General features: G+C 67.4%; 17 protein-coding genes and 1 tRNA gene. 8 read left to right on the forward strand and 10 right to left on the reverse strand.

The window, feature by feature from the left end:
- On the reverse strand, nucleotides 1-728 hold a 728-nt coding region (gene dacB / locus VFA16_RS15255; RefSeq protein WP_324968629.1), incomplete at its 3' end, for a D-alanyl-D-alanine carboxypeptidase/D-alanyl-D-alanine endopeptidase.
- 160 nt (nucleotides 729-888) lie between these two features.
- Between dacB and VFA16_RS15260 the strand changes: the two genes are divergently transcribed.
- Both VFA16_RS15260 and VFA16_RS15265 read left to right on the forward strand, forming a co-directional pair.
- Entirely contained in the window at nucleotides 889-1377 is a 489-nt protein-coding gene (locus tag VFA16_RS15260; protein ID WP_324968630.1) for an inorganic diphosphatase, read from the forward strand.
- A 51-nt stretch (nucleotides 1378-1428) separates the two neighbouring features.
- Nucleotides 1429-2121, forward strand: coding sequence for a hypothetical protein (locus VFA16_RS15265; protein ID WP_324968631.1), 693 nt, complete (start codon nucleotides 1429-1431; stop codon nucleotides 2119-2121).
- An 8-nt stretch (nucleotides 2122-2129) separates the two neighbouring features.
- Here VFA16_RS15265 and VFA16_RS15270 read toward each other — a convergent pair whose 3' ends face one another.
- Together VFA16_RS15270 and VFA16_RS15275 are read right to left on the reverse strand one after the other, a co-directional pair.
- Complete coding sequence (locus VFA16_RS15270) at nucleotides 2130-3284, reverse strand: alpha-hydroxy-acid oxidizing protein (RefSeq protein WP_324968632.1); 1155 nt, start codon at nucleotides 3282-3284, stop codon at nucleotides 2130-2132.
- Nucleotides 3285-3301: 17 nt separating this feature from the next.
- Nucleotides 3302-4333 (reverse strand): TerC family protein, encoded by a 1032-nt coding sequence (locus VFA16_RS15275; protein ID WP_324968633.1) that lies wholly within the window; start codon nucleotides 4331-4333, stop codon nucleotides 3302-3304.
- Nucleotides 4334-4518: 185 nt separating this feature from the next.
- On the opposite strand from VFA16_RS15275, the gene VFA16_RS15280 reads away from it, so the two are divergent.
- From VFA16_RS15280 to VFA16_RS15290, 3 genes are read left to right on the forward strand one after another with little or no spacing between them, the layout of a single operon-like run.
- Entirely contained in the window at nucleotides 4519-5787 is a 1269-nt protein-coding gene (locus tag VFA16_RS15280) for a hypothetical protein (protein ID WP_324968634.1), read from the forward strand.
- 25 nt (nucleotides 5788-5812) lie between these two features.
- Entirely contained in the window at nucleotides 5813-6502 is a 690-nt protein-coding gene (locus VFA16_RS15285) for a glycosyltransferase family 2 protein (protein WP_324968635.1), read from the forward strand.
- Nucleotides 6499-6840 (forward strand): DUF2304 domain-containing protein, encoded by a 342-nt coding sequence (locus VFA16_RS15290; protein ID WP_324968636.1) that lies wholly within the window; start codon nucleotides 6499-6501, stop codon nucleotides 6838-6840. The genes VFA16_RS15285 and VFA16_RS15290 overlap by 4 nt, the downstream gene beginning before the upstream one ends.
- On the opposite strand, the gene VFA16_RS15295 is transcribed toward VFA16_RS15290, so the two are convergent.
- Entirely contained in the window at nucleotides 6837-7781 is a 945-nt protein-coding gene (locus tag VFA16_RS15295) for a GDP-mannose 4,6-dehydratase (protein WP_324968637.1), read from the reverse strand. The genes VFA16_RS15290 and VFA16_RS15295 overlap by 4 nt on opposite strands.
- Between VFA16_RS15295 and VFA16_RS15300 the strand changes: the two genes are divergently transcribed.
- Entirely contained in the window at nucleotides 7747-9579 is a 1833-nt protein-coding gene (locus tag VFA16_RS15300; protein ID WP_324968638.1) for a hypothetical protein, read from the forward strand. The two genes, VFA16_RS15295 and VFA16_RS15300, sit on opposite strands and share 35 nt — an antisense overlap.
- 12 nt (nucleotides 9580-9591) lie before the next feature.
- Here VFA16_RS15300 and VFA16_RS15305 read toward each other — a convergent pair.
- A tRNA-Thr gene (locus VFA16_RS15305) sits at nucleotides 9592-9664 on the reverse strand.
- 23 nt (nucleotides 9665-9687) lie between these two features.
- Entirely contained in the window at nucleotides 9688-10899 is a 1212-nt protein-coding gene (locus tag VFA16_RS15310) for a DNA polymerase III subunit delta' (protein WP_324968639.1), read from the reverse strand.
- 94 nt (nucleotides 10900-10993) lie between these two features.
- Here VFA16_RS15310 and VFA16_RS15315 point away from each other — a divergent pair, with 94 nt between their 5' ends.
- The gene (locus VFA16_RS15315; RefSeq protein ID WP_324968640.1) at nucleotides 10994-12595 is read left to right on the forward strand and encodes an adenylate/guanylate cyclase domain-containing protein; all 1602 of its coding nucleotides are present in this window, start codon (nucleotides 10994-10996) and stop codon (nucleotides 12593-12595) included.
- Nucleotides 12596-12617: 22 nt separating this feature from the next.
- On the opposite strand, the gene VFA16_RS15320 is transcribed toward VFA16_RS15315, so the two are convergent.
- The 4 genes from VFA16_RS15320 to cspA all read right to left on the reverse strand — a co-directional run bounded on the left by VFA16_RS15320 (nucleotide 12618) and on the right by cspA (nucleotide 17427).
- On the reverse strand, nucleotides 12618-13322 hold the full coding sequence (locus VFA16_RS15320) for an ANTAR domain-containing protein (protein ID WP_324968641.1): 705 nt from the start codon (nucleotides 13320-13322) through the stop codon (nucleotides 12618-12620).
- Nucleotides 13323-13375: 53 nt separating this feature from the next.
- Entirely contained in the window at nucleotides 13376-16156 is a 2781-nt protein-coding gene (gene topA, locus VFA16_RS15325; protein WP_324968642.1) for a type I DNA topoisomerase, read from the reverse strand.
- Between the two features lie 214 nt (nucleotides 16157-16370).
- Nucleotides 16371-16949, reverse strand: a complete 579-nt coding sequence (locus tag VFA16_RS15330; protein WP_324968644.1) for a hypothetical protein — start codon at nucleotides 16947-16949, stop codon at nucleotides 16371-16373.
- Between the two features lie 274 nt (nucleotides 16950-17223).
- Nucleotides 17224-17427: a cold shock protein CspA gene (gene cspA, locus VFA16_RS15335; protein WP_083088599.1), complete on the reverse strand. Its 204-nt coding sequence runs from the start codon at nucleotides 17425-17427 to the stop codon at nucleotides 17224-17226.
- 281 nt (nucleotides 17428-17708) lie between these two features.
- Between cspA and VFA16_RS15340 the strand changes: the two genes are divergently transcribed.
- Nucleotides 17709-19599, forward strand: a 1891-nt coding sequence (locus VFA16_RS15340) for a DEAD/DEAH box helicase (protein ID WP_324968645.1), incomplete at its 3' end; no start/stop codon positions are given.

Genomic DNA, 19599 nt, shown 5'->3' on the forward strand with positions numbered 1-19599 from the left:
GGGGTGTGCGAGCGGGTGGATTCATCGGTGGCCGGCTGCACCCGCCCGGCGTCGAGCATCACCGACTCGATCGGTGCGACGTCGCCGCCGTCGATGTCGCCCGGGTCCCAACCTGGCGCCGTCTCCGGACCGGTAAACGACGAGATATCCACCTTGACGGCGGTCGGCGCCACCCCACTGCGGCGAACCTGGTCGGCCAGGTCGCTGATGCGCGCCGCGTCGTGGTACCACGTTTCCCCGCCGGGTGGCACCGCCGACAACGTCGGGTCACCGCCGCCGACCAGCACGACGACGCCGGGCTGCTGGCCCTCGACGACTCGGGTGGTGACCGTGGCTTCGTGGTCCAGCGTCAGCAGCGCCGCTGCCGCAGTCAGCACTTTGTTGGTCGACGCCGGGTGCAGCGGCACGTCGTCAAGCTGGCGCCAGAGTTCTTTGGCGGTCATCGCGTCGGTAATCCGACCGCCCAGCTTGCCCAGATTCGGGTCCGCCACTTGCAGGGCCAGCGTTGCGGCCAGCCCGGCTTCCGTCGGCATCGGGGCACTCGCCGGTACCGGCACCACTCCGGGGGCTACTGCGGGGGTATGCGGCTCCGGCGGGAGCTGCGGGTCCTTGGTGTCGTGCCCGCCCGCAGTGAACCAGGTCGCTGCCGCCACCACAGCAGCAACGACCGCCAGCACGGCCACCCCGATAATCGCGTGGGTCGACCGCCGCCACCGAGTGGGACGCATGACTCTCCTGACTGTCTTGCCCCAATTGTGCCGAACCGATCAGAGGCCGATGCCGCGTTGGCGGCTGTTCGACGCTCGGTATCGCTCCATTAGGGTTGATCTGATCCAAGACCCGCGACGTCAGCGACGATCAGCCACCCTCTACGAAGGAGCCGACACGGTGCAATTCGACGTGATCATCGAAATCCCCAAGGGCCAGCGCAACAAGTACCAGATCGACCATGACTCAGGGCGGATCTATCTGGACCGTTACCTCTACACCTCGATGGTTTACCCGACCGACTACGGCTTCATCGACCACACGCTGGGTGAGGACGGCGACCCGCTCGACGCGATGGTGCTGCTGCCCGAGCCGGTGTATCCCGGCGTCCTGGTCAGTTCGCGGCCGGTGGGGATGTTCAAGATGACCGACGAAGCCGGCGGCGACGACAAGGTGCTCTGTGTTCCGGCCGGCGACGTCAGATGGGATCACATCAAGGACATCGACGACGTCCCCGCGTTCGAATTGGACGTCATCAAGCACTTCTTCTCGCAATACAAAGCCCTGGAGCCGGGCAAGTTCGTCAAGACCGCCGACTGGGTCGGCCGTGCCGAGGCCGAAGCCGAGGTGCAGCGCTCGATCGAGCGTTACCAAAGCAGCGGGCACTAAGCGCTGCTCGCGTGTCAGCCGCCGGCGCGCGCCGGTGGCATCCTGGCATTTGTGAACCCGATTTGGCATTTCGCCGCGAATTTCTGGTGGCTGGTCTTCCCGTTCGGCGGCGCGATCGGCGGCGGCTTGCGGGCGATCGCCGCCGCCAACGAGCGCCGGGCCGAACGACGGCTCGAGCGGTATCGGTTGAAGCAGCAGGCAAAGATCGCAATGGCCGAAGCGTCGGGGCGGGCCCGAAACACCAAGGACGGTTACCGGCGTGAGCTCACGAAACTTATCGAGGAACACGACCGGACCAACGCCCGGTGGTTCGACTACGAGGTCGATATCGCCAAGCTGCTCGACTTTCCGATGATGACCGACATGCGCAACCCGCTGACGATCGCGTTCCACAAAGCCAAGCGACACGCCGATCTGCTGCGCCCGGAGCGCCCCGAGGACCTTCTCGACGACCGCAATGCGCAGCTGGATTACCGCGATGCCGTGCACGAGTACGTCGCCGCGTTCGAGATAGCCGAGGCCGAGGCGATTCGGCGGCGCCGCAGCGACTTCTCCGCCGACGAACAACAACGGATGGCACGCGCCCAGCACCTGTTGCACCTGGCGCAAGACGAGGCCGCAAGCCCACAGGAACGGCAGAACGCTTATGCCCGGGCAAGCAAGGAACTCGAAGGCCTTGTGGTGCTGCCCGCCCCGGCGCGCGCCAGCATCGAACAGCGCATCGCGGGGGCAATCGAGGCCTAACTCGGGCGTTATCCGACCTGCCGTAACGCCTCGGGCGTCAGATCCTTACGCGAGGGATAACCGTCGACGGCCATGATCAACTCGGCTTCGGCCAGCAGTGAGCGCAGCACATGCACGATGCCGTCGACACCGCCGAGCGCCAGCCCGTAGGCATAGGGGCGGCCAATCCCCACAGCCGTCGCACCCAACGCCAGCGCCTTGATGATGTCGGCGCCGCTGCGGATGCCGGAATCGAACAGCACGGGCAGCCCGTCGGCGGCGTCGAGCACTCCGGGCAGGCACTCCAACGCAGCCAGTCCGCCGTTGGCTTGCCGGCCGCCGTGGTTCGAGCAGTAAATCCCGTCGACGCCAACATCTTTGGCGCGGCGCACGTCGTCGGGATGGCAGATGCCCTTGACCATCAGCGGCAGGCTGGTCTGCGAGCGCAGCCATGCCACGTCGTCCCAGGTGACCGGTCCACCGAAGATGGGCAACTTGCGCACCGCCGCGTCCGTGGGGTCTTCGCCCGGTTGCAGGCCCGCGCGGAACACCGGGTCGCTGGTGTAGTTGGCGAGGCACCCGCTGGGCACCTGCGGGTAGTTGCCGGCGCTGAGGTCACGTGGCCGCCACCCCGTGACCCAGGTGTCGAGCGTGACCGCAATGCCCTTGAATCCGGCCGCCTCCACACGGTGCACCAGGCTGGCCGCCATCTCGCGGTCGGGCGGCGTATACAGCTGAAAGAAGCCCGGCGTATCGCCGAGCGCCGGCGCGATGTCTTCCATCGGGTCCGCCGACAGTGTTCCGACGAAGAACGGCACACCTGTCCGGGCTGCCGCGCGTGCTGCCGCCAAGTCCCCGTGGCCGTCCTGCGCGCACACCCCGATCACCCCGATCGGTGCCATGAACACCGGAGACGGCAACGTCACCCCGAACAACTCGACAGACATGTCGCGTTCCGTCGGCGCGATCCCCATGCGTGGAAACAAGCCCCAGCGCCGGAAGGCTTCGCAGTTGGCCCGCTGCGTGTGCTCGTCGCCGGCACCGCCGGCGACGTAGCCCCACACTTTGGGCGGCATCGCCGCGCAGGCTTTGGTCTCGAGATCGGAGAAGAGGATGGGATATGGCGGCTGCCGGCCCGCCTGCCCTTGCTGATACAGCTCGTTCTGGTAGTCGGCGAAAGCCATAGCGGCCGGATACCCAACTAATCGGGGTCGAGAACACGGGTGGCCCGCAGGCTCGCGATCGCCGTGATGGCCAGTGTGGCGACGATTACCCCCAGGCTGACCAACGTCGGAATCTCGGGCACCGCCACGGGTTGACCGCCGTTGATGAACGGCACTTCATTCTCCGCCAATGCATGCAGCACCAGCTTCGCCCCGATGAAGAGCAGGATGACGGCGAGGCCGCGGGATAAGTAGACGAGCCGGTTCAACAGGGCGCCGAGCAGGAAGTACAACTGCCGCAGGCCCATCAATGCGAACACGTTGGCCGCGAGCACCAGGTACGGCTCGCGGGTAAGTCCGTAGATCGCGGGGATGGAATCCAGGGCGAACACCAGGTCGGTGGCGCCGAGCGCGAGGATGACCAGAAACATGGGGGTCATTGTTCGTTTGTGCAGCCGGTCGGACCCTTCTTTGACGTAGAGCTTGAGGCCGTCCCAGGTGTCGGTGGTGTTCAAGTGTTTGCGAGCGAACCGGAGCACTACGTTCGCCGCGTCAGAGTCACGGTCTTGGTCACGGGCCAGTTTGACGGCGATGTAGACCAGAAACACGCCGAAGAGGTAGAAGACCCACGAAAACTTCTGGATGGCCACTGCGCCAAGCGCGATGAAGATTCCGCGCAACACCAGCGCGATCACGATGCCGACCAACAGCGCCTGTTGCTGGTACAGCCTGGGAACATTGAAGCTCGCCATGATGACGATGAAGAGGAACAGATTGTCGATCGACAGGGTGTATTCGGTGAGCCATCCGGCGAAAAACTCGAGCGCGAACTGGTGGCCGTGGAAGTGCCAGACCCAGATGCCGAACAACACGGCCAGTCCGATATAGGTCGACAACGCGATCGCGCACTCTCGCATCGTTGGTTCGTGGGGTCGCCGAGCGATGACCACAACGTCGAATAACAGGACTGCGATCGCCACGCCTAAGACGACGATCCATTCGAGATCGTGCAACGGTGCGTGCAACGGGGCCTCCGGTCGTAAGAACCCAGAGGTCTCTTCCACCGTCATAGCGGCCCGCGGTCCGGTCGTCCGATGGCGGTCGACGTACTGACGACACCGCGGCGCAGGAATACTCCCCTCCGCGACCACTCTGCCAGGTCAGGGTTAACGGAAGCTTTCCAGACCCAGACCGGCTCTTAGTATTTTCAAACTGTGGCGATACCGGAGCTTCCTGCTCGACGGCTGTCGTCGCTGTGACCGAGGTCGGCGGTGCTTCGGCTTCCCCTGCTTTCGGAGGAGCGTCCGGGCCGATCACACGCAGCAGCGTGGCGCGGGTCGGCACGGCGACCGCGCTGAGCGCGCTGTGCGGCTATGCGGTGATCTACCTGGCCGCCCGCGATTTGGCACCCGCCGGCTTTTCAGTGTTCGCGGTGTTCTGGGGTGCGTTTGGCTTGGTCACCGGTGCCGCGAACGGGCTTTTGCAGGAAACCACCCGTGAGGTCCGTTCGGCGGGCTACACCGACATCGTGTCCGGCGGTCGTACTCATCCGCTGCGGATGGCCGGCTTGGTCGGGGTGGCCGCGGCCGTGGTGATCGCGGTCAGCTCGCCGCTGTGGAGTGGCCAGGTCTTCGTCGACGCGCGCTGGCTCTCAGTGGGGCTGCTCAGTGTGGGGCTGGCCGGCTTTTGCGTACACGCCACACTCCTGGGAATGCTGGCCGGCGCCAACCATTGGACCCAGTACGGGGCGCTGATGGTCACCGACGCGGCGATCCGGGTCGCGGTCGCGCTCGCCGCGTTCGTGATCGGCTGGGGGCTGGTCGGCTTCTTGTGGGCCACGGTCGCGGGCGCGGTGGCGTGGCTGATCATGCTGATCGCCTCGCCGACCACGCGGGCCGCGGCGCGGCTGCTGACGCCGGGGGGCACCGCCACGTTCCTGCGCGGGGTTGCCCATTCGATCACCGCCGCCGGTGCGAGCGCGATTCTGGTGATGGGCTTTCCGGTGCTGCTGAAGGCGACGTCTGCTCAGCTGGGCGCCGAAGGCGGTGTGGTGATCTTGGCGGTCACGTTGACCCGCGCGCCGCTGCTGGTGCCGCTGACCGCGATGCAGGGGAACTTGATTGCGCATTTCGTCGACGAGCGCACCGACCGGGTTCGGGCTTTGATGGCGCCGGCGGCAGTGGTGGGCGGCATTGGCGGCACCGGCGTCGCAGCCGCGGGCCTGGTGGGGCCCTGGCTGCTCCGTGTGGGGTTCGGGCCCGGGTACCACGCGGGCAGCGCGCTGCTGGCGTGGTTGACGGCTGCGGCGGTGGCGATCGCCATGCTGACGCTCACCGGAGCCGCGACCGTGGCCGCGGCGTTGCACCGCGCGTACGCGCTGGGCTGGGTAGCTGCGACCGTGGCGTCGACGTTGTTGCTGCTGTTGCCGTTGCCGTTGCAAACCCGCACGGTGATCGCGCTGCTGTGCGGTCCGCTGGTGGGCATCGCCGTACACCTGGCGGCACTTGCCCGTCCGCGCGGTTGATCTGCGTGTAGCTTGTGGATTCGAAATGGGTTACCCCGACGTCTGGATCGTCGTTCCAGCCTTCAACGAAGCCCCCGTCATCGGCGAGGTGATCGCCGATGTCCGCTCGGTCTTCGACAACGTCGTCTGCGTCGACGACGGCAGCAGCGACGGCACCGGCGAGATCGCGCTGCGCGCCGGAGCGCATCTGGTGCGCCACCCGGTCAACCTCGGGCAGGGCGCTGCCATCCAGACCGGCGTCGAGTACGCCCGCCGCCAGCCCGGCGCACAGGTCTTCGTCACGTTCGACGGCGACGGTCAGCACCGCGTCAAGGACGTGGTCACGATGGTCGACCGGCTCAATGCCGGCGACGTCGACATCGTCATCGGCACCCGCTTCGGCCGGCCCGGTGGCAACCGGCCGCCGCTGCTGAAACGCATCGTGCTGCGCACCGCGGCGTGGCTGAGCCCGCGCGGACGCCGACTTGGCTTGACCGACACCAATAACGGGCTACGGGTGTTCAACAAGAAGGTCGCCGACAAGCTCGATATCACGATGAGCGGAATGAGCCACGCCACCGAGTTCATCATGCTGATCGCCGAAAATGGTTGGCGCGTCGCTGAAGAACCCGTTGAGGTGCTCTACACCGACTACTCGAAATCCAAGGGCCAGCCGCTGCTCAACGGCGTCAACATCATCTTCGACGGGTTCCTGCGAGGGAGGATGCCGCGATGAACTGGATTCAGCTGCTGCTGATTTTCTCGATCATGGCGCTGCTGGTTTATCTGCTGCATTCCCGGCGCAGTGCACAGTCGCGGGCCTGGGTCAAAGTCGGCTATGTCGTATTCGTGTTCGCGGCTGTCTATGCCGTGCTGCGGCCCAACGACACCACAGTAGTGGCGCACTGGGTCGGGGTGGCCCGCGGCACGGATTTGATGCTGTATGCGCTGATCATGGCGTTCAGTTTCACCACGCTGAGCACCTACCTGCGCTTCAAAGACCTGGAATTACGCTACGCGCGGCTGGCCCGCGCGATCGCGATAGAGGGCGCCCGGCTGCCTGACGAGCGCTAGACGGCGTGCAGCTTCCGGAAGTAGTCGACGGTGCGGCGCACCCCTTCCTCCAATTCGACTTGCGGCGACCAGTCCAGAACCCGTTGTGCCCGGCTGATATCGAGGCACGAGCGCCGTAGGTCGCCTAGCCGCGGGGGGTGGAACTCCGGCTCGTCGGGCCCGCCGACCGCTGCCGCGACTGCCGAATGCAATTGGCAGTCAGAGGTCTCCACGCCGGTGCCGATGTTGAAACGCATACCGCCGCCCACCGGTCCGGCCGCTTTGACGAATGCGTCCACCACGTCGTCGACGTAAACATAGTCGCGGGTGTTGCCGCCGTCGCCGAAGACCTTGGTGGGCTTGCCGCACAGCAGCGCCTCGGCGAAGATCGCCACCACCCCGGCCTCGCCGTGCGGATCCTGGCGCGGCCCATACACATTGGCCGGTGCGATATGCGAGCACTCCAGGCCGTAGAGATGCCGAAACGTATTGAGGTAGATCTCAGCGGCCACCTTGCCCGCGGCATACGGCGACGCCGGGTCCGTCGGCACCTCTTCGCTGGTCGGGTAGGTCGGCGGAGTGCCGTAGATGGATCCGCCTGAGGAGGTGTTCACGATCTTGCGCACGCCGGTGCGCCGCGCCGCTTCGGCCAGCCGGATGGTGCCGACGACGTTGACCGACGCGTCGAACTCCGGGTTGGCCACCGAATGCCGCACGTCGATCTGCGCAGCCAGGTGGAACACCACCTCGGGGCGATGCTCGGCAAAGATGGCGTGCAAGTCCGCGGTGACGATGTCGGCCTCGACGAAGGCGAACTCGGGATTGCCCGCCAGGTGTTCGATGTTGGTCGCCCGGCCAGTGGCGAAATTGTCCAGCCCGACCACAGTGTGGCCGTCGGCTATCAGACAGTCGACTAGCGTCGAGCCGATGAATCCGGCTGCCCCGGTGACCAGTGCACGCACCGGCCCACCATACCGACGGGCTCCCCGGGTCGCGCTGGCCGCCGCCGCGCTGATCGCCATTCAGCTGGCGATCCGCGGGGTGCTGGCATTCGGCGGCTACTTCTACTGGGACGACCTGATTCTCATTGGCCGGGCCGGCACCCATCATCTGCTGTCGCCGTCGTATCTGTTCGACGACCACGACGGCCACGTCATGCCGGCCGCTTACTTGGTTGCCGGAGCCATCACCCGGCTGGCGCCGCTGAACTGGATCGGGCCGGCGATCAGCCTGGTGGTGCTGCAGCTGCTGGCCTCGCTGGCGTTGCTGCGTGCGCTGCATGTGATCCTCGGGTGGCGGCCGGTACTGCTGATCCCGCTGACGTTCGCGCTTTTCACCCCGCTTGGTGTTCCCGGTTTCGCGTGGTGGGCCGCAGCGCTGAACTCGTTGCCGATGCTGGCCGCCGTGGCCTGGGTGTGCGCCGATGCAATCCTGCTGGTACGCAGCGGAAATCAGCGCTACGCGGTCAGCGGTGTGCTGGTGTATTTCAGTGGCCTGCTGTTCTTCGAGAAAGCCGCGGTGATCCCGTTCGTCGCGTTCGCGGTCGCCGCGCTCCTGTGCTATGTGCAGGGCGATCGCGCCGCACCGGTGACGGTGTGGCGCAGCGGGTTTCGGTTGTGGACGGCATCGCTGGCGCTGACCGCAGCCTGGGTGGTGATGTACCTGGTCGTGGTCGACCAGAAGCGGTGGAGCACCGACCTGTCGATGACTGGTGATCTGCTGCGTCGCTCGATCACGCACGGCATCGTGCCGGGGTTGGCCGGCGGCCCGTGGGCGTGGGACCGCTGGGCACCGGCGTCGCCGTGGGCCACGCCGCCGCTGGCGGTCCGGGTGCTCGGGTGGCTGGTGCTGGTCGGTGCGCTGGTGGTGTCGCTGCTGCGCAAGCAACGCATCGGGCTGGTGTGGCTGACCGCGGCCGGTTATGCGGTGGCGTGCCAGGTGCCGATCTATCTGATGCGCTCGTCGCGGTTCACCGCCCTGGAGCTGGCGCAGACGTTGCGGTATTTCCCCGACCTGGTTGTCGTGCTGGCGTTGCTTGCCGCCGTCGGGTTCTGTGCACCGAATCGACCGTCCGACGGACGATGGAGGCGGTGGCTAAACGCCTCGGCTGTGCGCACGGTGGCGGCGACGGGTTTGGCGGCCGCGTTCGTGGCCAGCAGCCTGTATTCCACGGCAACGTTCCTGCGCTCCTGGCGCGACAACCCCGCTCAGCCGTATCTGCAGCATGCGCGGGCCGGTTTGGCCGCTGCGCGCGCGGCCTCTTCCGCGCCGCTGCTCGACCAAGAAGTCGATCCGTTGGTGTTGCAGCGGGTGGCCTGGCCGGAGAACTTGGCGAGCCACATGTTCGCGTTACTGCGCGATAGGCCCGAATTCGCCTCGGCAACAACGCGATTACGTATGCTTGATCGTTCCGGGCGGCTGGTTGACGCCCGGGTGGCGTGGGTGCGGACGATCGTGCCGGGGCCGACGCCGCAGTGCGGCTACTTCGCGCAGCCGGACCGGCCGACGCGCCTGGCTCTCGACGGGCCGCTGCTGCCCGCTGAGTGGACCACCGAGATCAACTACCTGGCCAATAGCGACGGTTCGCTGACGCTGTCGCTGTCGGAGGGCCCGGACGTCAAGGTTCCCGTGCATCCAGGCCTGAACCGGGTCTACGTTCGGTTGCCCGGCGCGGGTCAGGCGATCACCGCGCGGGCCGACACCGCTGCGCTGGCCGTATGCATCGCTGCCGGCCCGGTGGGTTATGTGGTGCCGCGATAGGCAACTATCCGGAGCCACCTAGGAGAATCGAACTCCTGACCTGCTCATTACGAGTGAGCCGCTCTGCCGACTGAGCTAAGGTGGCGTGCCCTGCCGGGCGGCACGAGTCTACGGCAGGGCTGCGGGTCGGCCCAACTGTTGCCCGATCGCGGCGACCATGGCGTCGACGGCGAACTTCGGTTTGACGTTGGCTGCCAACGCTTCGCGGCACTCGAGCACCGCCTCGATGCAACGCAGCAGCCGCTCCGGCGAAGCGTGCGCAGCCATCGCGGCGGCCCGGTCGGCCATGTCGGGATGGTTGGCGCGCACGGTGTCCGCCCCAGCGGCCAGCATCAGCGCGTCTCGGAAGTAGGTCGCCAGGTCGATCAGCGCCCGGTCCAGCGCATCTCGCGACGCCCGGGTTTGGCGTGATTTCTGGCGTCGCTCAAGGTCTCTGATCGCGCCCGTCGCGCCTCGCAAGGTGGCCGCGGTGCCCTTGCCGGTGCCCCCGGCGCCCAGCGCCGTGCGCAGCTCCTCGGTCTCTGCCTCGGCGCGCCCAGCGGTCAGCTCGTAGGCCTCGGCCTCGGCGGCGGCCACCAGCTCCTCGACGGCGGCGTAAGCCCGCGACGGGGTCGCCGCGTCGCGGGCCAGCTCCAACGCCCGCTGCCGCCGCTGGCGCGCCTCCGGGTCCGTGGCCAGCCGACGCGCGCGCCCCACGTGGCCGCCGCTAACCGACGCGGCCCACGTCGCGGTGTCGGCGTCGAGCCCGTCGCCGTCCACCAGCACCTGGGCGATCGCCTCGGCCGACGGGGTCACCAGCGCGACATGACGGCAGCGCGACCGCAGCGTGATCGCGATGTCCTCGGGGTCCACCGACGGCGCGCACAGCAGAAACACCGTCGACGGCGGCGGTTCCTCGACCACCTTGAGCAGCGCGTTGGCCGCCCCCTCGGTCAGCCGGTCGGCGTCTTCGATCAGCACGATCTGCCAGCGCCCGGTGCTGGGACGCCGCGAGGCGATCTGCACGATGCCCCGCATCTCGTCCACGCCGATCGACAGGCCTTCGGGGATCACGCGCCGCACATCGGCGTGGGTGCCGGCCATCGTCGTCGTGCATGCCCGGCACTCTCCGCAGCCGGGAACACCGTCGGAGGTGCACTGCAGCGCCGCCGCGAAGCACAGCGCCGCCACCGAGCGCCCCGAGCCGGGCGGGCCGGTGATGAGCCAGGCATGCGACATGGCCGCCTTGTGAGCCGAATCACCGCGCGCCGCCTGCGCGGCCGCCACCAGCTCGGCTTCCACGGCCTGCTGGCCCACCAACCGCGCAAAAACCCCGGGCATCACCGGCAACAGTACTGCTCACCGCCGACACAACCCGCGGTGCAACGTGCTTTTTGGTTGCCGCTAAGTCCCCGCCGCCGGATACGGTTGGTCCGTGAGCACCGCATTGGCACAGCGCGGGCGGATCAGCGCGTTCCTCCGCTGGCTGGTGCGCACGCCGTGGCCGGTGTTCTCGCTGAGCATCTTCCAGGCCGACATCATCGGGGCGCTGCTCGTCCTCGGCTTCCTGCGCTACGGCCTGCCCCCCGAGGACCGCATCGAGCTACAAGATCTGCCCCGGGCCAACTTGGCGCTCTTCGCGATCACACTGGTGGTCCTTGTCGCCAGCGGATTTTCGGTCAGCGTGCGGCTGTTGCTGCCCGTCTTCCGCTGGCAGCGCCGCGACGGTCTGCTCGAGGACACCGACCCGGCCGCCACGGAGCTGGCTCGCAGCCGCGCGCTGCGGATGCCTTTCTACCGCGTGCTGATCAGCCTGTGCTATTGGTCGGTGGGCGGTGTGGTGTTCATCGTCGCCAGCTGGCGAAAGACGAGCCACCTCGCACCGGTGGCGGGCGTCGCCGTCGCCCTCGGCGCCGCCGCCACCGCCATCATCGGCTACCTGCAGTCCGAGCGGGTGCTGCGGCCGGTGGCAGTTGCCGCGTTGCGTGGCGGCGTACCGGAGAACGTGCGCGCACCCGGCGTCATCTTGCGGCAATTGCTGACCTGGGCGCTGTCGACCGGGGTGCCGCTGCTGGCAATCGTGCTGGCGGTGGTGGCCGACAAGGCTGCGTTTCTGCACGGCCCACCAGAAAAGCTGCTCAACCCGATCCTGCTGATGGCGCTGCTCGCCTTATTCATCGGCCTGGTAAGCACGCTGCTGGTCGCCATGTCGATCGCCGACCCGCTTCGCCAGCTGCGCTGGGCGCTCGGCGAGGTGCAGCGCGGGAACTACAACGCGCACATGCAGATCTACGACGCCAGCGAGCTGGGCCTGCTGCAGGCAGGGTTCAACGACATGGTGCGCGACCTGGCCGAGCGGCAACGGCTGCGCGACCTGTTCGGCCGCTACGTCGGCGAAGACGTCGCCCGCCGCGCTTTGGAGCGCGGCACCGAGTTGGGCGGCCAGGAACGCGACGTCGCCGTGCTGTTCGTCGACATGGTCGGCTCGACTCATCTTGCCGCGACCCGCCCGCCCAGCGAGGTCGTCAACCTACTCAACGAGTTCTTCCGGGTGGTGGTGGACACCGTCGGCCGCCACGGCGGTTTCGTCAACAAGTTTCAGGGTGATGCCGCGCTGGCGATCTTCGGCGCGCCTATCGAGCACCCCGACGCGTCGGGTGGCGCGCTGGCTGCGGCCCGCGAACTGCACGACGCGCTTCTGCCGGTGCTGGGTGAGTTGGAATTCGGCATCGGGGTGTCAGCCGGTCGGGCCATCGCCGGCCACATCGGCGCGCAGGCCCGCTTCGAATACACCGTGATTGGCGACCCGGTCAACGAGGCAGCCCGGCTCACCGAGCTGGCGAAGCTCGAGGAGGGTCACGTGCTGGCGTCGGCGATCGCCGTCAGCGGTGCGCTGGACGCCGAAGCCTTGTGCTGGGATGTCGGCGAAGTTGTCGAGTTGCGCGGGCGCACCGCGCCGACTCAGCTAGCCCGGCCGCTGAATCTGGCTGCGCCCGAAGAGGTTTCCGCCGAGGAGGGGTCGCTGCCCAGCCGGTAGCCGGCGCCGCAGCCGCTTCCGGTCAGGCCGGCCACTGCTGTTGGCTAGGCGGTGGCGTGGCACGGGGCTGTTCGTCCGCATCGAAGCGCTGGCGCAGCTGGTCGCGCAGCGCCGTGATGGCGGCGTAGCTGGCGTCTGCGGTTGCCTCGGAGACGATGCCGGCCAGTCCGATCACGATATGGCCGGCCAGCTCACGCAGCTTGACATTGGTTTCCTGGGACAGCTTTTTCAGGACCTCGAACGCTTGCTCTGCGCTGAGGTCGAAGTCCTGCATGAGCATGCCCTTGGCCTCTTCGATCACCCGCAGGCTCTCCAGCTGCTCCTCGCGCTGGACGAGTTGTTCGCGCAACTGCGCGATCTCTTCACGCAACTGCCCGACGTCCTCGCTACCGGAGGTGGAGGCCAGCGCCGCCGCCACGGTGGGGTAGACCGCAATGTCGTAGCTCAGGCCACCGGTGCGCAGCGAACGCAGCGCCGCTCCGCGGGCGACGATGCGCACCTCGACCGCATCGGTGGCGCCATCGTGAATTGCCGCGAGTACGTCGACACCGGCCGTGGTGAGCAGGCCGATCTCCGTCACGTCGAGCACCATCAGCTCTGGCCGGCGGGTGGCCAGCAGCTCGGCAACCGCCGCCGACAGCTCAGGCGCGGTGGTCTGGTCGAGGTCACCAGTGACATGCACGCACACCGCGTTGCCATGGTCCTTCGCGCTGACTTGAAACGGCACGGCTACATCGTCGCAGCAGGGCAAAGACGCATCAACACCCGCACAGGTGCGAGCTATCGTTTGGCCGCTTTCTTCGCGGGGGCCTTGCGGGTGGTCCGCTTGGCTGTCCGCTTGACCGGCCCGCGGGCCCGCCGGTCGGCGAGCAGTTCGGCAGCGCGCTCGTCGGTGAGCGACAACACGTCGTCGCCCTTGCGCAAGCTGGCGTTGGTCTCCCCGTCGGTCACATACGGCCCGAACCGACCGTCCTTGACCACCATCTGCCGACCCGACGCCGGGTCGGTTCCCAGTTCACGCAACGGTGGCGCCGAAGCGCTTTGGCGGCCACGGCGTTTCGGCTCGGCGTAGATCTTCAGCGCTTCGTCGAGCGTGATGGTGAAGATCTGATCTTCCGTCGCCAACGAGCGAGAGTCGTTGCCGCGCCTGAGGTATGGACCGTAGCGGCCGTTCTGTGCGGTGATCTCCTCGCCCGTCTGGGGGTCGACGCCGACAACACGCGGCAGCGACAGCAGTTTCAGCGCGTCATCGAGGCTGACGGTCTGTAAATCCATGCTGCGCAGCAGCGAAGCGGTACGCGGTTTCGGGCCGGTAGGTTTCTTGCCCTTTTTGGCCGGAGCGTCGTCGGGCTCCTCGGGCAGGATCTCGGTGACATACGGCCCGTACCGGCCGTCCTTCGCGACGATTTCGTGACCGGACTCCGGATCTACACCGAGCACCCGGCCCTCTTGCGGGGTCGCGAACAGCTCCTCGGCCTTCTCCAGCGTCAGCTCGTCGGGGGTCAGCGTGCCGTTGAGGTTGGCCCGCTGCGGGGTGGGCTCGCCGTCCTCACCGGCCACCATGCGCTCCAGGTAGGCCCCGTTCTTGCCCACCCGCACGTAGACCGGACGGCCTTGCGCATCGTCGAACAGCTTGATGGAGTTGACTTCCCGCGCGTCGATGCCTTCGAGGTTGACGCCGACGAGCTTCTTCAGGCCTCCGGAACGCGCGACCGATTCCGGCACACCGTGGTCGCCGCCGAAGTAGAAGTTGGAAAGCCAGGTGGTGCGCTGCTCGTGGCCTGCGGCGATTTCGTCGAGTTCGTCTTCCATCGCCGCGGTGAAGTCGTAGTCGACGAGCCGGCTGAAATGCTGTTCCAGCAGGCCGGTGACGGCGAACGCCACCCACGACGGGACCAGCGCGCTGCCTTTCTTGTGCACGTAGCCGCGGTCCTGGATGGTCTTGATGATCGACGAATACGTCGAGGGGCGCCCGATGCCCAACTCTTCGAGCGCTCGCACCAGCGACGCCTCGGTGTAGCGGGGCGGCGGGTTGGTGGCGTGCTGATCCGGGGTCACCTCGGTGGCGTCGAGCCGCTGCCCTTCGCTCAGGTGCGGCAGTCGCCGCTCGGCGTCGTCGGCCTCACCGCCGGCCAGTTCGTCGACCGTTTCCACGTAGGCCTTCAAGAAGCCGGGGAAGGTGATGGTGCGCCCGCTCGCCGAGAACACGACCTGCCGAGCACCTGACTCACCGGCGATTCGCAGGCTCAGCGTTGTGCCGCGCGCGTCGGCCATCTGGGACGCCACCGTGCGCTGCCAGATCAGCTCGTACAGCCGAAAGTCGTCACCGTTGAGCTCGCGGCGCACAGCATCTGGTGTGGCGAACGTCTCACCGGCGGGCCGGATCGCCTCGTGCGCCTCCTGTGCGTTTTTGACCTTGCGGGTGTACTGGCGGGGCGACGGGGAGACGTACTCCTCGCCATAGAGCTGACGCGCCTGGGTACGGGCGGCGTTGATTGCCGACTCCGAGAGCGTGGTGGAGTCGGTACGCATATAAGTGATGTAGCCGTTCTCGTAGAGCCGCTGCGCGACGCTCATCGTCCGTTCCGCGGAGAACCGCAGCTTGCGGCCCGCCTCCTGCTGAAGCGTCGAGGTCATGAACGGCGGATACGGCTTGCGGGTGTAGGGCTTTTCCTCCGCTGACGCCACGGTCAGCTGTGCGCCGCGAAGGCCTTCGGCGATCGCGCCGGCGCTGGCCTGGTCGAGCACGATGATTTGTTTGGAGACCTCGCGGTCTCCGCGCAGTGCGCCCAGCGAGTCGAAATCGCGTCCGGTGGCGACGCGCAGGCCATCGACGCTGCTCAGCCGGGCGGTGAAGGTGGGCGGGGTCGCGTTGGGGTCGGACACGCTGGCGTCCAGCTCGGCGACGACGTCCCAGTACTCCGCGCTGCGGAACGCCATCCGCTCGCGTTCGCGCTGCACGATGATGCGGGTCGCCACCGACTGCACCCGGCCCGCCGACAGCTTCGGCGCCACCTTCTTCCACAGCACCGGGCTGACCTCGTAGCCGTACAACCGGTCCAGGATGCGGCGGGTTTCCTGGGCGTCGACCAGATCGGTGTCCAGGTCACGCGGATGCTCGGCTGCCGCGCGGATAGCCGGCTCCGTGATCTCGTGGAACACCATCCGTTTGACTGGTACCCGCGGCTTCAGGGTTTCCAGGAGATGCCACGCGATGGCTTCGCCCTCGCGGTCGCCGTCGGTGGCCAGAAACAGTTCGTCGGCGTCTTTGAGCCGGGCTTTGAGCTCGTTGACCGTGCTCTTCTTGTCCGGGCTGATGATGTAGAGCGGTTCGAAGTTGTGGTCGACGTCCACACCGAGCCGCGCCCATGGCTCGGACTTGTATTTGGCGGGCACGTCCGCGGCGTTTCGCGGCAGGTCGCGAATGTGACCCCGGGAGGACTCGACGATGTAGTCGGAGCCTAGGTAGCCGGCTAGTTTGCGCGCTTTGGTGGGCGACTCGACGATGACGAGTCGCCGCGCGCTTCCATTTCTGCCGTTGCTGCGGCCCCCGTTAGCCAACTGTGCTTACGCTCCATCTCTGTTCCTGGTCCTGCGGGATCGAGCAGTCGGCCGCCGTGGGAACCTGTCCCTCAACCCTTAGGACAACTGACAATGTGACACCCGCGGCCAGCCGACGCAAACCGACCCCCCGGCGCTGGCGCTTTGGCTTACCCGTATACCCCTTTTGCCCGGCTCCTGCTCAGGCCGCTGGGCGGCCCGCCACGTCGCCGGGCTAAATGCGAGGCCACTGCGACAACGCCTGGGGGTCGTTAGGCGGTTCCCCGACGTTTTCTACCAGGCGCGATAGCCGCCGGCGGCCACTGATTCGCAACGCCGGCCGGCTGCCGCGGGTGCCGATCAGCGTTGGCGCGATACCGACCCGCATCAGCGCCGACGCTAGTGGCGAATGGGTGTCGGGCGCGTGCGGATCCAGTCCCAGCAGATAGCGGTCGGCCTCCGGGCTGCCCGCCGACAGAGTCCATGCGCGCAGCTCCCGGGGCCCGGGCAACCACGACGGCGGCACGGTCTTGACTGCCCCTCGGGTCCAGTCAGCCGCGATGACCCGCAACCGCGGGTCGACTGCCGTCCGCACCAGCGGCGTGTCCTCCTCGGTGCGGGTGATTTCCGCCACCAGGCCGGCTTCGTCGATCATCTCGGCCAGCGCCACCGCACGCCAGAGCTGGTCGACCACGACCGACAGCCGGGCACCAGAACCCACGACCACGATCTGGCCCGGAGCCGCCAGCACCCCGGTGAGGTCGGCGACCGCGGGCGGCACCGACTCCGCCGAGAAGAAGGAGAGCTGGCTCACGTCACCGACAGTAAGCCGCGCCCGGTGACGACGAGCGCCGGGACACGGCGCGAGAAGGAGCCGGGCCATCACCGGGCGGACGACGAGCGCCGCGGCGCGGCGGGAGGAGGAGGAGCCGGACCATCAAATCCAGCCCGGTGCGCCTTCGCCGCAGCAGCGCGATGCGTCGCCGGACAATCCCGGGCCAGGGAAGGGCCCGACTCCGCGCGGGCAGCGAGAAACCCCCGGCTACGTCCGGTAATCGGACTTGGCCGGGGGTCTGCGAGAACTTCTCTTAGATGGAGCGGACGCCGGTGGCTTGCGGCCCCTTGGGGCTTTGGCCGACCTCGAATTCGACTCGCTGATTCTCCTCAAGCGTCCGGAAGCCCGTTCCCTGGATTTCCGTGTAGTGGACGAACACGTCGGCCGAACCGTCCTCGGGGGCGATGAAGCCGAATCCCTTCTCCGCGTTGAACCACTTCACAGTTCCCTGTGGCATTTCTTGATCTTTCCTTCTCTTCTTGGGTGCGGTGCACCGTTTTTCGGTGCCCGGGCCTGCTGTGACCGCCATACCTCTCGGAGTCGCTCGGAACTTCACCCGACCTACACCCTCGCAGGAACCGCGGCCGCAACGTCGATCCTGCGAATGTTTGACACCTACACAGAAGCTGCGACCGCCAACAGTCAACCATGTTCGTCGCTCCAGCGACAGCTTCTGTTGATCAATTCGCCCAACCAAGGGGTGAACAATGCTGTTGAGACGAGTCCGAGGAGAAACACGTGACGTTCGGCAGCGAACTGCTTGCCGCCGTAATCGCCGGTGTCGAGCCGGGCGAGCACCCGCTTCGCCATGTCGCCGAGCTACCGCCGCAGAGCGGCCAGCCGCACAGTTGGCCGGCCTGGGCGCAGCCGGAGGTGATTCGCGCGTTCGACGATCGCGGCATCAGCCTGCCGTGGACGCACCAGTATCGCGCCGCGGAACTCGCGCACGCCGGCCGTCATGTGGTGGTCAGCACGGGCACCGCCTCGGGCAAATCGCTGGCGTATCAACTGCCCATCCTCAGCACGCTGCTGAGCGACCCACGAGCCCGGGTGTTGTACCTGTCGCCGACGAAAGCGCTCGGCCACGACCAGTTGCGCGCTGCGCATGCCTTGACCGGCGCGATCCCAGGATTGGGTGATGTCGCGCCCACCGCCTACGACGGCGACAGTCCCGCGGAGGTGCGCCGTTTCGCGCGGGAGCGCTCGCGGTGGCTGTTTTCCAATCCCGACATGGTTCATTTGTCGATATTGCGCAACCATGCCCGCTGGGCGGTGTTCCTGCGCGGGCTCCGCTTCGTGGTGGTTGACGAATGCCATTACTACCGCGGCATTTTCGGCTCCAACGTGGCGATGGTGCTGCGCCGCCTGCTACGGTTGTGCGCCCGCTACTCTGCTGATTCTGGTGGGAAGCCGACCTTCATCTTCGCCAGCGCGACGACGGCTTCGCCGGGCGCGACGGCGGCCGACCTCGTCGGTCAACCGGTCGAGGAGATCACCGCCGACGGTTCCCCACAGGGAGCTCGCACCGTGGCCTTGTGGGAGCCTGCGTTGCGCCTCGATTTGATCGGTGAGAACGGCGCCCCGGTGCGCCGCTCGGCCGGTGCTGAGGCGGCGCGGCTGATGGCTGATCTGGTCGCCGAAGGGGCCCGGACGCTGACGTTTGTGCGGTCGCGCCGCGGGGCGGAATTGACCGCGCTGGCCACCCGGTCGCGGCTGGCCGACATCGCACCGGAGTTGGCCGAGAAGGTGGCGTCTTATCGGGCGGGTTATCTCGCCGAGGACCGTAGCGCCCTGGAACAGGCGCTGGCCGAGGGCCGGCTACGCGGCATGGCCACGACCAATGCGCTGGAGTTGGGCATCGATATCGCGGGCCTGGACGCGGTGGTGCTCGCCGGCTTCCCCGGCACGGTCGCCTCCTTCTGGCAGCAGGCCGGACGGTCCGGACGGCGCGGGCAGGGCGCCCTGATCGTGCTGGTCGCCCGCGACGATCCGCTGGACACCTACCTGGTGCACCACCCGTCGGCCCTGCTGGACAAGCCGATCGAGCGGGTGGTGATCGATCCGGCCAACCCCTACATTCTCAGCTCGCAATTGCTTTGCGCAGCAATAGAGTTGCCCCTGGACGAAAGCGAAGTCCGCGCTTTGGGCGCCGAGGCGGTGGCCGACAAGCTGGTCGAGGACGGAATGCTGCGGCACCGCTACGGCAAGTACTTCCCCGCACCGGGGCTCGATCCGCACGCTGCGGTCGACATCCGCGGGCCTACCGACGGCCAGGTCGTCATCGTCGAGGCGGACACCGGGCGGCTGCTGGGTACCGCCGGTGCCAGCCAGGCCCCGGCATCGGTGCATCCGGGAGCGGTATACCTGCACCAGGGCGACAGTTATGTCGTTGATTCACTCGACATCGACGGCGGCATCGCGTTCGTCCACGCAGAAGACCCGGGGTACGCGACGTTCGCGCGGGAAGTCACCGACATCGCGGTCACTGGCCAGGGTGAGCGCATGACCTTCGGACCGGTCACGCTCGGCTTGGTGCCGGTGACCGTCACCAATCAGGTTGTCGGTTACCTGCGTCGCCGGCTCAACGGCGAAGTCATCGACTTCATCGACCTTAATATGCCTGCCCACA

This window comes from Mycobacterium sp. (assembly GCF_035653355.1).
Taxonomy (GTDB): Bacteria; Actinomycetota; Actinomycetes; order Mycobacteriales; family Mycobacteriaceae; genus Mycobacterium.

Excerpts from the sequence above, each read along its gene's own strand:
- VFA16_RS15310 (WP_324968639.1), bottom strand. The coding sequence starts at position 10,899 with ATGCCCGGGGTTTTTGCGCGGTTGGTGGGCCAGCAGGCCGTGGAAGCC.
- VFA16_RS15300 (WP_324968638.1), top strand. The coding sequence starts at position 7,747 with ATGAATCCGGCTGCCCCGGTGACCAGTGCACGCACCGGCCCACCATAC.
- VFA16_RS15275 (WP_324968633.1), bottom strand. The coding sequence starts at position 4,333 with ATGACGGTGGAAGAGACCTCTGGGTTCTTACGACCGGAGGCCCCGTTG.
- cspA (WP_083088599.1), bottom strand. The coding sequence starts at position 17,427 with ATGCCACAGGGAACTGTGAAGTGGTTCAACGCGGAGAAGGGATTCGGC.
- VFA16_RS15270 (WP_324968632.1), bottom strand. The coding sequence starts at position 3,284 with ATGGCTTTCGCCGACTACCAGAACGAGCTGTATCAGCAAGGGCAGGCG.
- VFA16_RS15285 (WP_324968635.1), top strand. The coding sequence starts at position 5,813 with ATGGGTTACCCCGACGTCTGGATCGTCGTTCCAGCCTTCAACGAAGCC.
- VFA16_RS15290 (WP_324968636.1), top strand. The coding sequence starts at position 6,499 with ATGAACTGGATTCAGCTGCTGCTGATTTTCTCGATCATGGCGCTGCTG.